Source organism: Methylomonas sp. ZR1 (genome assembly GCF_013141865.1).
Taxonomy (GTDB): domain Bacteria; phylum Pseudomonadota; class Gammaproteobacteria; order Methylococcales; family Methylomonadaceae; genus Methylomonas.
This window is the reverse complement of the sequence record NZ_RCST01000001.1, coordinates 258748-270654: the sequence shown is the minus strand read 5'-3', so window position 1 is coordinate 270654 and position 11907 is coordinate 258748. Positions and strand designations below refer to the sequence as shown.

General features: G+C 55.6%; 11 protein-coding genes. 2 read left to right on the top strand and 9 right to left on the bottom strand.

The annotated features are described in order from the left end of the window. Positions 1 to 2 precede the first annotated feature (2 nt). Positions 3 to 947, bottom strand: coding sequence for an alpha-E domain-containing protein (locus tag DDY07_RS01200; RefSeq protein ID WP_033155700.1), 945 nt, complete (start codon positions 945 to 947; stop codon positions 3 to 5). Further along, positions 941 to 2374, bottom strand: coding sequence for a circularly permuted type 2 ATP-grasp protein (locus DDY07_RS01195; protein ID WP_171694496.1), 1434 nt, complete (start codon positions 2372 to 2374; stop codon positions 941 to 943). Before DDY07_RS01195 ends, DDY07_RS01200 begins: the two co-directional genes overlap by 7 nt. A gap of 215 nt (positions 2375 to 2589) precedes the next feature. Between DDY07_RS01195 and DDY07_RS01190 the strand changes: the two genes are divergently transcribed. Continuing rightward, positions 2590 to 3471 (top strand): PfkB family carbohydrate kinase, encoded by an 882-nt coding sequence (locus DDY07_RS01190; RefSeq protein WP_171694495.1) that lies wholly within the window; start codon positions 2590 to 2592, stop codon positions 3469 to 3471. A gap of 35 nt (positions 3472 to 3506) precedes the next feature. Here the strand turns inward: DDY07_RS01190 and DDY07_RS01185 are convergent, their stop codons facing one another. The 5 genes from DDY07_RS01185 to DDY07_RS01165 all read right to left on the bottom strand — a co-directional run bounded on the left by DDY07_RS01185 (position 3507) and on the right by DDY07_RS01165 (position 9480). After that, positions 3507 to 4241, bottom strand: a complete 735-nt coding sequence (locus DDY07_RS01185; protein ID WP_171694494.1) for a DUF5765 domain-containing protein — start codon at positions 4239 to 4241, stop codon at positions 3507 to 3509. Between the two features lie 167 nt (positions 4242 to 4408). Next, on the bottom strand, positions 4409 to 5581 hold the full coding sequence (locus tag DDY07_RS01180) for an efflux RND transporter periplasmic adaptor subunit (protein WP_171694493.1): 1173 nt from the start codon (positions 5579 to 5581) through the stop codon (positions 4409 to 4411). Continuing rightward, entirely contained in the window at positions 5578 to 7023 is a 1446-nt protein-coding gene (locus DDY07_RS01175; protein WP_171694492.1) for an efflux transporter outer membrane subunit, read from the bottom strand. The genes DDY07_RS01180 and DDY07_RS01175 overlap by 4 nt, the downstream gene beginning before the upstream one ends. Continuing rightward, complete coding sequence (locus tag DDY07_RS01170; protein ID WP_171694491.1) at positions 7023 to 8603, bottom strand: DHA2 family efflux MFS transporter permease subunit; 1581 nt, start codon at positions 8601 to 8603, stop codon at positions 7023 to 7025. Before DDY07_RS01170 ends, DDY07_RS01175 begins: the two co-directional genes overlap by 1 nt. A gap of 19 nt (positions 8604 to 8622) precedes the next feature. Then, complete coding sequence (locus DDY07_RS01165; RefSeq protein WP_171694490.1) at positions 8623 to 9480, bottom strand: hypothetical protein; 858 nt, start codon at positions 9478 to 9480, stop codon at positions 8623 to 8625. Positions 9481 to 9607: 127 nt separating this feature from the next. Between DDY07_RS01165 and DDY07_RS01160 the strand changes: the two genes are divergently transcribed. Beyond that, positions 9608 to 10504 (top strand): LysR family transcriptional regulator, encoded by an 897-nt coding sequence (locus DDY07_RS01160; protein WP_171694489.1) that lies wholly within the window; start codon positions 9608 to 9610, stop codon positions 10502 to 10504. On the opposite strand, the gene DDY07_RS01155 is transcribed toward DDY07_RS01160, so the two are convergent. Together DDY07_RS01155 and DDY07_RS01150 are read right to left on the bottom strand one after the other, a co-directional pair. Further along, positions 10477 to 11463, bottom strand: coding sequence for a 2Fe-2S iron-sulfur cluster-binding protein (locus tag DDY07_RS01155; protein WP_171694488.1), 987 nt, complete (start codon positions 11461 to 11463; stop codon positions 10477 to 10479). The genes DDY07_RS01160 and DDY07_RS01155 overlap by 28 nt on opposite strands. Positions 11464 to 11478: 15 nt before the next feature. Further along, positions 11479 to 11859: a group 1 truncated hemoglobin gene (locus DDY07_RS01150; protein WP_101054714.1), complete on the bottom strand. Its 381-nt coding sequence runs from the start codon at positions 11857 to 11859 to the stop codon at positions 11479 to 11481. Positions 11860 to 11907: the final 48 nt, after the last annotated feature.

Here is an 11907-nt window from a genome sequence, read left to right as displayed (position 1 = left end):
ACTTATTCCGGTCCATTAAGAAAGGCCCGCTGAATTTCAACGCCGAGCGCGTTGTTGCGCAAAATGAAATCCTGCAAAAACTGATGCAAGCCCGTCTTAAAAATGTCGGCCATCCGCCCGTAATGCAGCCGCGCATGATTTTCGCCGGCCAAGCGCAGACACTCCCGGCCGCGCTGCCGACACAGTTGCTCCAGGATAGGCGCTAGTTCGTCGTAACAGGCATGCAAGGAGCGCGGCATGTCGTCGCGTAAAACCAGTAACTCGGCCACTTTCCAGGGCTCGATGGTATCTCGAAATACTTTTTGATAGGCCTCGAATGCCGATACCGAACGCAGCAAGGAACTCCATTCGTAATAATCGACCTGACCCTCGGGAGCTTCCACGGCCGGCAACAGCAATTGATACTTGGCATCCAGGAGTCTAGCGGTATTGTCGGCCCGTTCGACAAAGCTGCCCAAACGCACGAACTTGTAACTGTCGTCGCGCAACATGGTGCCGAAGGTAACACCGCGAAACAGGTGCGAACGCGATTTCACCCAATCGCAAAATTCGCTGATCTCAGCTTCTCGTAAACCTTGTCGAATCCGTTGCCTAAGTTCCAACCATAAGGCATTGACGGTCTCCCACATTTCCGAAGACATCGCCACTCGGACGGCACGCGCGTTTTCGCGCGCCGAGTTAAGAGCACTGACGATGCTGGACGGGTTACGCTCATCCAAAGCCATGAACTGAATCACATTGACCGCAGTGTAGCCGGAGTAGTTTTTCTCGAAAGCCTCGATATCGTCGGCAATCTGCACCGGGGGTTTCCAGCGTGCGGCTTCGTCGTAGGCGCTATTGGCGACCAGTGACATCCGATAAGTGACGTCCAGCACCCGCGCCATATTCTCGGCGCGCTCGATATAACGGGCCATCCAGTAAAGATGGTCGGCGGTGCGGCTTAGCATGTTGAGTCTCCGTGCAATACCCAAGTGTCCTTAGTGCCGCCGCCCTGCGAGGAGTTCACCACCAGTGAACCTTCCCGCATCGCTACTCGGCATAAGCCGCCCGGCACCAGCGTGGTGGTTTTGCCGGACAACACAAACGGTCGCAAGTCCACATGGCGCGGCGCCACCCCTTGTTCAACCAACGTCGGACAAGTCGACAAAGCCAGAGTCGGTTGGGCGATGTAATTGTCGGGTTCGGCCAAAATCCGCGCCCGAAAATCCTCTATCTGCTGTTTGGACGAGGTCGGCCCCACCAACATGCCATAACCGCCGGAACCCTGCACTTCCTTGACCACCAGCTCCTCCAGATGCTCTAACACATATTTCAAATCGTCGGGATTTTCCAGTTTATACGTGGGCACATTGGACAAAATAGGCTCCTCGCCCAGATAAAAACGCACCATCTCGGGCACATAGGTATAAGTAGCTTTGTCATCGGCCACGCCGGTACCGATCGCATTGGCTAGCGTGACGCCGCCGTTGCGATACACCGACACCAATCCCGGCACGCCCAGCATCGAATCTTCACGAAACGCCAGCGGATCGAGAAAATCGTCGTCGATGCGCCGATAAATCACGTCTATGCGCTTTGGGCCTTCCGTGGTGCGCATGAACACTCCATTGTCCTTGCAAAACAAGTCCTGGCCCTCTACCAGTTCTATACCCATTTGCTGCGCCAGAAACGCATGTTCGAAATACGCACTGTTATAGGCGCCAGGAGTCAACAACACCACAGTCGGGTCATAAACCCCGGGCTGCGCCACCGCCCGCAAATTGTTCAGCAACACCTGCGGATAATGCTCAACCGGCGCTACCGCATAACGGCGAAACAGTTCCGGGAACAGACGCATCATCATCTTGCGATCTTCCAACATATAGGAAACCCCGGACGGCGTGCGCAGATTGTCTTCCAGCACATAAAATTCGTTCTCGGCGGTACGTACGATGTCGACGCCGGCGATATGCGCATAAATCCCGCCCGGCACATCCACGCCCTGCATTTCCGGCCGATACATCTCGTTTTCCAGAATGCTGGCGGGGACGATACCGGCTTTGATGATTTCCTGATCGTGATACAGATCGTTTAAAAACGCATTCAGCGCCGTGACCCGCTGAATCACGCCGGCCGACAACACCCGCCATTCCGTCGCGGCCAGAATCCGCGGCACCACATCAAATGGAATTAAGCGCTCGGCACCGGCCTCGTCGCCGTAGACATTAAAAGTAATGCCCACCCGCCGAAACAGCATTTCCGCTTCTCGGGACTTTTGCATCAACTGGGCATGATCGGTACTGCTCAACCACTCCGCGAAGGGTTGATACAGGCGCCGGACGCTACCGGTTGAGGTACGCATTTCATCGAAAAAAGTATTTATATTCATGACCATCTTTCAGCAATCCACATGCCAATCTTATTAATGTCTATTTATCAAAAAGTTAAATCGCCGCCACATCACCCAAACTGCTTTACGCACCACATCAGTGCAGCACACATCGGTAAGCGCCCTGAAAACGACCATAGCCGTTCACACGCCATTGTCATTTCCGCAGGCGTTGATTATTGTGATCGCTCTAAACCAGCAATTGCGGCGAGGCCAGACAGATGCAGACAGCTTTTTTCACGATATTCGGTGAAGTACTATTCGACAATTTTCCGGACGGCAGCCGAATCCTCGGTGGCGCACCGTTTAATGTCGCCTGGCATTTGCAAGCTTTGGGCCGGCCAGCCCAGTTTGTCAGCCGTGTAGGTGAAGATGACGCCGGCCGCGAGATCCTCGCGTCCATGCAAAGTACCGGTATGACGCGATCTGCCATGCAGATCGACGCTACGCATCCAACCGGCAGCGTAGCGGTCAGCATAACAGATGGGCAACCCAGCTACCGGATTCTGGACCAGCAAGCTTACGACTACATTGATGCCGAGGCGTTCCATCATGCCCACAAACAGGGCTTGCTCTATCATGGCAGTCTGGCTTTACGAAACCCGGTTTCCAGACAAACATTGCTTGATATGCAACAGAACTGGAGTGGCCCGGTGTTTCTGGATGCCAATCTGCGCGCGCCCTGGTGGCAAGCGGATGAGGTCTTGGGATGGATAGCCGGCGCGGATTGGTTAAAACTGAACGATGAAGAATTGGAATTATTGCTGCCTGCCCAGCAGAGCGTAGACACCAAGATGCGCCTATTGCAGCAGACATATCATTTAAAAGGCGTGGTGCTTACGCGCGGCAGTCAAGGCGCGCTGGCGCTGAATTCATCGGGGGAGTTGTTCAGTATCGCCCCCGAAAGCCATATTGAAATAGTCGATACGGTCGGTGCCGGCGATGCGTTTGCAGCAGTTTTGTTATTGGGGATTGCCGAAAACTGGCCTATGCCCGTGATGCTAAAACGGGCGCAGGAGTTTGCGTCGGCGTTGGTAGGTCAGCGCGGCGCTACCGTCGCCGACCCAGCGTTTTATCAGGGGTTTATTGAAGCCTGGCAATAGCAGAGGCGTAATGTCTTGTGCCTCTGCGGCACTAATCAAGACTGTTGTCTGGCGGGCACACCGTCTGACCAATCGTCAGACTGGGCGGAGAAAAACTTTTTAAATATCGGCATAAAGCTAGCGGTGATCGGGATCGAATAAAAACAATACATGGCTGCCGCCTCGCCGGTACTGACGCCAAACAGCCATTGCGGCATGAACAAGGTCATCAACGCGCCAAAACAATGGTAGATGCCGATTCGCCAATTGTTTTTCCAGACAAACGCGCTGAACGCCAACGCAAACAGTGACCCATGAGTCACCAGCAAACCAAAGGCGCTGGAGATCGCATAACCGATATGGTAAATGCCCATGAACAGGCAGGAGTTCATCCTGCCGATAAAGTTAGGATCTATGTCAAACAGTTGCCAGTCGTTCGGCAAGCGGGTCAAAATCAAAAACAAACCGCTCAAAGAGCTGCCGACAATAAAAGCTTTCTTCAAGGCTTTAGGGTCCGACGAATACGTCGCCAAAGCCGGCATGATCGCAAAGGCTTGCAGGCTGATATGCACCGACGACAATTCGCTTAGAAAAAGATTGCTGCCGTAGCCGCACTGATCGGCAACCGGATAAGCAAAATACTGAATAAATTCCATCAACGAGAAGTGAAAAATGGCGTAAGCCCTCGCCAGTTTCACCCAAAAGGTTTCGTCCTTATCCAGGAAGGTTACCGTGGAGGCAACGAGCCCCGCCACTCCCAGGCCCAAAGACATATTGGCGCTAAAACACATGGTTAATCCGTCATTTAAATTTTTAGAAGCGGCGCGTACCTTGTCGCAGTCGCCGGTTTGATTTATGAGTGTCGGCCATTTTTGCCGGAAGGCAAAGATACACGTAGCCGCGCATTATTGCAGCAATTTTGTGGAAATTAATCGCTAGCCGCCTGAATACGGCCGAACTAGTGCGGCCGATTGGCCAACTCAATCTGTTCTATCAACTGTTCGGCACCCTCCAACTCTCGATCATAAACATCGGTGCGATAAGCCTCGCCATTCAGCGTAACCGCGGATGCCGATACCAAACCGTCGGCTTTTTCTATGTTGATACGGGTTAATGTAGACAAGCCGGGCTGCAAGGGATTGGCCTTGAGTTCCCCGGCATCCAGCGCGATACGCACCTGCAAACGCTCGGCGATATGAATGAAATTGCCGGTGGCATTATCGGTCGGCAACACGGCAAAGATGCTGCCGGTACCGGGAGTGATGCCTTGTACCCGGCCGTGATAAACCCGTTCGTCGCCATACGCCGCGACGCGAATTTCCGCAACCTGCCCCGGCCTAACTCCGGCGATCTGACTTTCCAGAAAGTTGGCTTCTATCCACAGATCGTCCAACGGCACGATGGCCAGCAGCGGTGAGCCAGCCTTCAAAGTATCGCCGACTTGCACCTTGCGCTTGGCGACGCACCCGGACACCGGCGCCACCAGATTCCGGCGCTGGTAATCCAGAAACGCCTGGCGCAAGCGGCTCTTGGCTTTTTCCACGGCAGGATGATTATCGATACCAGAATCTAGCAATTGTGCTTCGACGCCGTTTTGTTCGGCGCGAATTTCTTTAATCGCCGCCTCCAGTTCGTGGCTTTTATCCTGGGCATTTTGCAGTTGCTGATCGGAAACCGCGCCGTCCTTGGCCGCCGCGTTGAAGCGCGCCAGGTCGTGATTGGCCTGTGCCAGTAAAGCTTGTTTCACCAAGGCCCGCTGCTTCAGCGTCTCGGCTTTGGCCTGCAAACTAACGATATTCCGCACCGCTTCCGCCAATTCGGCTTGCGTCTGCTGCAAGGCAATGCCGGCATGCACACCATCCAGCCGCACCAGTACCTGACCTTTTTCCACGCACAGCGTGTTTTCCGCCAGTACTTCCACCACGGTACCGTCAGTCTGGGTTTTCAACGTAATTAAATGCCCGGCCACGAAGGCGTCGTCAGTGGCCACCCAGTCGCGATGCTCCAGCCACCAATACGCCAGATAAGCCAAACCAGCCAGCAGCAAAGCCAAGGTGACGCCTTGCAAGCGGCGCCGGCGTTGGCGCAGAATTTCCCGAGGACGAATTTTTTTTGGCATGTTTGCGGTCATGGTATTGCGGGTTTAGTGTCGCTGTAGCCGCCGCCCAGCGCTTTGAGAATGTTGATCTCGGCTTTGTGTCGCTCGCCCACCAGAGCCGCCAAGCGAAACTGTTGTTGATAGACCTCCAATTTAGCCAAACTCGGCGCGGCGCGATCAGACAAGCCATGACTGCGTAAACTGTCGGCCAGTTTGTCGGCGGCTAATGCGTCGGCCAGGCTTTGCCGCTGTGCCGTCAGGCGCTCATCCAGCTCGCGCCAGCGGCTCAGCGCATCGGCCACTTCCTGCACCGCATGCACCAAGCTGCGGTTATAGCGCTCGACGGCCGCATCGTAAGCGGATTCTTGATACGTCAGATTGGCGCGCAGCCGGCCGCCTTCGAAGATCGGAAACTCGATGGACGGCCCGACCGCGTAAGCCAGACTGGAACCTTGCAACAACACGTCGCTCAAGCTGACGCTGTGCAGACCAGTGAAGGCCACCAGATTGACGTCCGGATAAAACGCCGTCTCGGCCACCTTGATTTCCTCGGCCGCCGCCTCGGCATGTAGTCGCGCCGCGCTAATATCCGGGCGATGCGCCAACAAGTGTAAAGGCAAATCAACCGGCAGGGTTAACGCTTGCTCAGGCTGATCGGGTTCGATAACGATGTGCGCCCCCCAATCAGATCCCTTCCCGGCCAGCGCCGCCAACAGGTTTTTACTTAACTCTACGTCAGCGCGCGCCGCAGCCAAACCTTGTTCGGCGTTGGCGAGGGCTATTCTGGCCTGCAATAGCGGTGCGTCGGCGGCCAAACCAGTCGCCAGGCGCGTTTGTTCGAATCTCAACAAGGCATGGCGCTCGGCGACGATGCGCTCGGCGATGCCTTGTTTTGCGGCAGCAGCCAACAATTCAAAATACCCCCTGGCCACGGCAGACGCCAATAACAGCCGCGCATCGGCCAGTTCCGCCGCGGCCGCCAGCGAGCGGCCGACCGCGCCTTGCAGAGCCGCTGCATCGCGCCCCCAAAAGTCCAGGTGGTAACGCAAGATCAAGGGGTTAATCAGCATTTGCCGAAAGTTCTCGCCAGCCAGTTTGGCTTGCACGCTGTTTGCGGAGAAGCGTTGCGCCGAAAAGCTGACGTTGGCATCAACCGTCGGATAAAGTTCGGCGGCCTGCGCATCGACCATCGCCTGCGACTGCCGCAACCGGGCTGCGGTGGCCTTCAAATCCGGATTATCGGCCAGCGCCACGCTTATCAAGCGCTGCAATTCCGGGCTGGCAAAGCCGGTCCACCAATCCCGCGCCGGCCAGGCATCGCTGCTTGCGAAACTGCCGCGCGCGGCGACGACGGTGTCTGTCATGTCGGGCATGGGTAACAGACTGGCGCGCGTAGTTTCTTCTCCACCAAACCGTGCGCAACTTGACGAAATACCCAACATTAACGCCAGTGCAATGAGTCGGCGTAAAGACATCAGGCCTCCTCCGCGAGTAATTCCTGAGTTTCCCTGCGCAGTTCCTGCTCGACGCTGACTTTAACCGGGGTGCGAGTTGGGTGCGCCAACCAAACTAGCGCCGCCATACCGACAAATACGCAACCGGCCATCCAGAACGCATCGTTCATGGCGTGTAACACCGCATCACGTCCGGCCAGCTTGGCATATTTGGTCAACGCCGCCGGCTCGGCGAATCCCACGGCATTTAGCGTTGCCAAGGCGGGATGATCTGACAATTCGAACGCGCCGTGATTTTCAGCAAAGCGGGTCAGATGCTGCGGCGCCCGCCGGTACAGCACGATGCCTTGCACCGCAATGCCGATTGCCCCGGCCGCTATCCGCAACAGATTAGCCAGTTCCAGCGCCCGCCATTGCCGCTCGGCTGACAGGCCGTGCAGCAGCAACGCAGTCATCGGCACAAAAAAGCTGCCCAGGCAGGCACCCTCCAGCAATTTCGGCCAGAACAATTGGGCAAACGAGTCCGGATCGTCGAAGCGACTCAGCCAAAAATAGGTGGCGGCAAATCCCAGCAGATTAGCACTCGCCAACAGCCGGGCATCGCAGCGTTTGACGATCTCGTGCAAGACGCTGGCCATCGGCTTGGCGCAGATAGCCATCGGCAGAAATACCAAACCGGCTTCCCAAGACGAATAGCCGAACGCCAGTTGTAACTGCACGATGAGCAAAGACAGCAAGCCTTGAAAATACAGAAAACCGGTGAATAAAATGAACACGCCAATACTGAAATTGCGGTAGGCAAACAGGCGAATATCCAAAAATGGCCGGCGCACGTGCAATTCCCACACCACCCAATAAATCAGCGTGGCGGCTATCAATGCGATCAAGCTTCTAATGTAGGTCGAATCGGTCCAGTCCCAATCGTTGCCTTGATTCAACAAAGTCTGTAAGCCAAACACCAGCATCACCGATAAGATAAAACCCACGCTATCAAAGCGCTGCCAGGATCGCCGGTGACCGCGCCGATACAACAGCGCGCCGACGATACCGGCAATCGCCAATGCCGCTGGGATGTTGAGCCAAAACAGCCAGCGCCAACCCAAGTTATCGGCTATCCAACCACCCAAAGGCGGGCCGAAGGTGAACGGCGTCAACGTGAATAGGCTCCAGATACCGATGCCCAGCGATTTGCGTCTATCAGGGTATTCCTTCAGCAACAAGGCCTGACCCAAGGGCAGCGTCAAGCCGCCGGCAAACCCCAGCACAATGCGGCCGGCCAGATAGCCGTAAAAGGCAGTGCAATAGGCGCAGAGGAAAGAGGCCAAGGCAAAAGCCAGGAAAGCCGCAACGAAGGGCCGGTATTCGCCGAAGCGCCGCGCCAAGCAGCCGCCCACCGGAAACCCCAACGCCAGGGCTATCATGTAGTCAGTCTGGGTCCAGGTCGCAAAACTGGGCGGCACACCCAAGCCGCCTGCAACTCTGGGCAGCATCGCAATATAGGCGCCGGCATTGAAGATGACCAGCGCATGACCGCAACCCAGACACAGATTAAACAAGCTAAAACGCCAGCCACGCAGGCGTTTGTGATAGACGACACTCATCCGATTACCGGCCCGCGCACTAAGTCTCGTCAGCTTGCGGCGCCATACGCAACCCTATGTCGCCCAAAGTTTGCCGCAACAGTGGCACTGCCATATCGCCGATCAATTGTTTAAACGCCTCGCCGCCATTCTCAAGCGAGGCGAACGCCTGGTCGTCAACCCTGAAACTCTCCGATAGTGTCCGAGCGATGACATGGCGCGACACGGGATCGATGAGCTTGATCATCAGCTGCAAGGACGTTTGCCCTTCAAAAATCCGATACCTACCGATCCCTACCTCTATCACGGCGTCGTAGCGGCCCAGCGCCGCATAATCGACCGGCGTGGTGTTCTGGCCGTACCAGGCTTGCATCGCCTGATGCCAATGTTGCAAACTGGCGTCGCCCGCCGTAGGTAATTGATAATACTCGCGGCTTAATTCGCCTTTGCGATTTTCCGCCGCCAATAAACCGCGCAGCTTCTGCGCCGCCGCCTTGGCGGGCGTCCAACCCAAATCAGCATTCGCAGAGCCGCCCGCAGCGCTTGGCGCCGCCTTGGTCATCCCATCGACATCAACCGTTTGGCTGTCGCTAACCATGCCCGCAATTTCGATACCGCCAGGGATTTGATAAAGCGCCGTTGGCAGCGCATAACCCAAGGCCATGTTTTCGAAATGTCGATAAGCCGGATCGCGCCGCTCTATCAAATCCGGTATCACTTCCAGCGGCGGCGCTTGCACCGGCACAATCAAAAAACTGTGCAATCGGTCGATCTGTGACGCGGCAGGCTTAATGCTCGGTGCGGTGCATGCCGCCAGCAAACACGGCAAAACCAATCCCGGCAGGACGTTTTTGTGGTTGCCCAAAAGCCTGATAAATGAACATATTGAAGTTTTCATAATTTCCTCCGCGCCACTTAATGCCATCGAATCGATACATTACAGGCTAGGCACTATAAAAACCGTCTTGATATAAGACAAGCGATATTTATTGGACTTTAATATCGATAAATGCAATATTAAAGTCATGGACATTGATCAGATCCGAACCTTTTTAAGCGTCGCAGCCAACGGCAGTTTTCTGGAAGCCGCCAATCGTTTGTACGTGACGCAATCGACGGTTAGCACCCGTATCCAGCGCCTGGAAGCCTATTTGGGCGTGACGCTGTTTGTCCGCAATCGCTCCGGCGCAAGTTTGACCTTGCCGGGCCGGCGTTTTTTACCGCACGCCAAATCCTTGCTATTAACCCTGGAACAAGCCCGGCACGACATTGGTTTGCCTAGCCGGTTTCGCGGCAGCATCAGCATCGGCGCGCGGATTGCCTTGTGCGAAACCTTGTTACCGGAATGGATCGGTGAGATACGGCAGGCCATGCCCGATATTTCCATCCGTAGCGACATCGGCTTTGAAGACGACTTGATGCGCAGCTTAGTGGCAGGCGCATTGGACATAGGCTTGATGTACACCCCCCAGCACAGCCCCGGTCTGCAAATTGAGCATTTGTTCGACGAAACCCTGGTGCTGCTGACCACCGACCCCAGCCAACCCTGGCCGAACGACGATTACATCTACGTCGATTGGGCGCCCGGGTTTTACGCCCAGCACAGCAATAGCTACCCCAATCTGGAACGGCCGGCGCAAGTGGTCAATATCGGCTGGATGGCGGTGCAGCTGATTCTAGCGCAAGGCCGCGGCTCCAGTTTCCTGCCGGTACGCCTGGCTGAACCGCTACTACAAGCCGGCAAACTGTTTCCGGTGGCCGACAGCCCGCGATTCAAATTACCGGCTTACATGGTGTCACAGCGCGATAACGATTCGGCGGTTTTGCAGCAGGTGCTGGAGCAGATCCGCATCTTGGCGGCTCTAGAACGGCAAAAGGTTTATGCGCTGCCCGATCAATCCAAGGTGGCCGACGCCACATGAAATGCATCGGCATGGATGTCCTGCAAAGCCGCGCCATGCAAAAACGCTTGGCGCTTGGTCTGATGCACCATGTCCGGATGGCCGCATAAATACAGCAGCCAACCTTTCAGACTAGGCAACTTCGCCATTGCTACATCGTTGGCCCGCCCCCTCGCAACACCTTCCGGCGCATCGCCGCGTGAGATACAGGCGGTGTAGTGGAAATTAGAGTATTGGTCGGCAAGCGCCTGCATTTCTTCGATCCAATACAAACCATCCATCTCTCGGCTACCATGGAACAGATGAATATCGCCGCTGTGGCCGTGGTGCAAAGCCTCACTGACTATGCCCGCCAATGGTGCCAAACCGCTGCCGGTCCCGATCAGCAATAGATTTTTCTCCTGAGCGGTCGGCAGGTAGTAACACAGCCCCTGCGGGTCAGACACCTCCAGCTTGTCGCCGACATTCAGCTCCTGGTGCGCCCATTCGCTGAAACGGCCGCCGGCCAAACGGCGGATATGAAAACTGAGTTTGTTGGCGTGTAAACGATTGTTGGCAATCGAATAACTACGGGTCAATCCGTCGGCGCGTTTCAGATTCACGAACTGGCCGGCGTAATAATCCATGGTTTCCCGGCACTGCAAGGTCAGTTGCAGCGTCTCCGCATTCAACAAACTTTTTTCGATCACCGTCGCTTCAGTAAAAAAATCGGCGGGCGGGCTAATGCTGATAGACATATCCTGCTGCGGATAACACAGGCAGGCCAGGAAATGGTTCTGATGGCGCAACACCTCTTTTAAACCGTCTTGCGCCGCCGGCGGCGGCGGGCCCTGCAAGCTGCGCACCATACAGCTTTGACAAGCGCCCTGCCGACAACCGTAGGAGATGTCGATGTTTTCGCGCAGACACGCTTCCAGCACGGTTTCGCCAGACTCGCAAACAATTTCGCGGTCGTTCACGCTGAGTTTATGCAAGCTCATCCCCTACTCCGGCGCCTAGCGGTCCAACACGTCGTTACGGGTGCTTTCGGCAATCGCCGCGACTTGATTGATCAACTCTTGCGGCACGTTCAGTTCTTGTAAGGTAGCAGCAAGATTTTCGACCACCGCATCAAAGTGCGAATCGTCCAGCCCCAGTTTTTTAACCAGATGCGCATGGGCTTGGCGCATATCGGCGCCGGAGTAGTTATTCGGACCGCCGAAAGCCATGGTTAAAAAGGATTTTTGTTTGGCTGCCTGCTTGTCCATATCGGTGTTATCGAAAAAGCGGCTGATGCGGTGATCGCTCAGCACTTTGCGGTAAAAAATATCGACCGCCGCGTTAACGGCCGCTTCGCCGCCCAGTTGTTCGTAAAGTGTCGCTGTGGTTTCACTCATGATGGTCTGCCTTTAGTTGCCAATTAAAAAAATGCGGCTGTTTAAAGC

Bases quoted from the DNA above. Each gene is read 5' to 3' on its own strand.
- DDY07_RS01155 (WP_171694488.1), bottom strand. From the start codon at position 11,463: ATGAGCTTGCATAAACTCAGCGTGAACGACCGCGAAATTGTTTGCGAG.
- DDY07_RS01180 (WP_171694493.1), bottom strand. From the start codon at position 5,581: ATGACCGCAAACATGCCAAAAAAAATTCGTCCTCGGGAAATTCTGCGC.
- DDY07_RS01195 (WP_171694496.1), bottom strand. From the start codon at position 2,374: ATGGTCATGAATATAAATACTTTTTTCGATGAAATGCGTACCTCAACC.
- DDY07_RS01200 (WP_033155700.1), bottom strand. From the start codon at position 947: ATGCTAAGCCGCACCGCCGACCATCTTTACTGGATGGCCCGTTATATC.
- DDY07_RS01175 (WP_171694492.1), bottom strand. From the start codon at position 7,023: ATGTCTTTACGCCGACTCATTGCACTGGCGTTAATGTTGGGTATTTCG.
- DDY07_RS01185 (WP_171694494.1), bottom strand. From the start codon at position 4,241: ATGTGTTTTAGCGCCAATATGTCTTTGGGCCTGGGAGTGGCGGGGCTC.
- DDY07_RS01160 (WP_171694489.1), top strand. From the start codon at position 9,608: ATGGACATTGATCAGATCCGAACCTTTTTAAGCGTCGCAGCCAACGGC.
- DDY07_RS01170 (WP_171694491.1), bottom strand. From the start codon at position 8,603: ATGAGTGTCGTCTATCACAAACGCCTGCGTGGCTGGCGTTTTAGCTTG.
- DDY07_RS01190 (WP_171694495.1), top strand. From the start codon at position 2,590: ATGCAGACAGCTTTTTTCACGATATTCGGTGAAGTACTATTCGACAAT.
- DDY07_RS01150 (WP_101054714.1), bottom strand. From the start codon at position 11,859: ATGAGTGAAACCACAGCGACACTTTACGAACAACTGGGCGGCGAAGCG.
- DDY07_RS01165 (WP_171694490.1), bottom strand. From the start codon at position 9,480: ATGAAAACTTCAATATGTTCATTTATCAGGCTTTTGGGCAACCACAAA.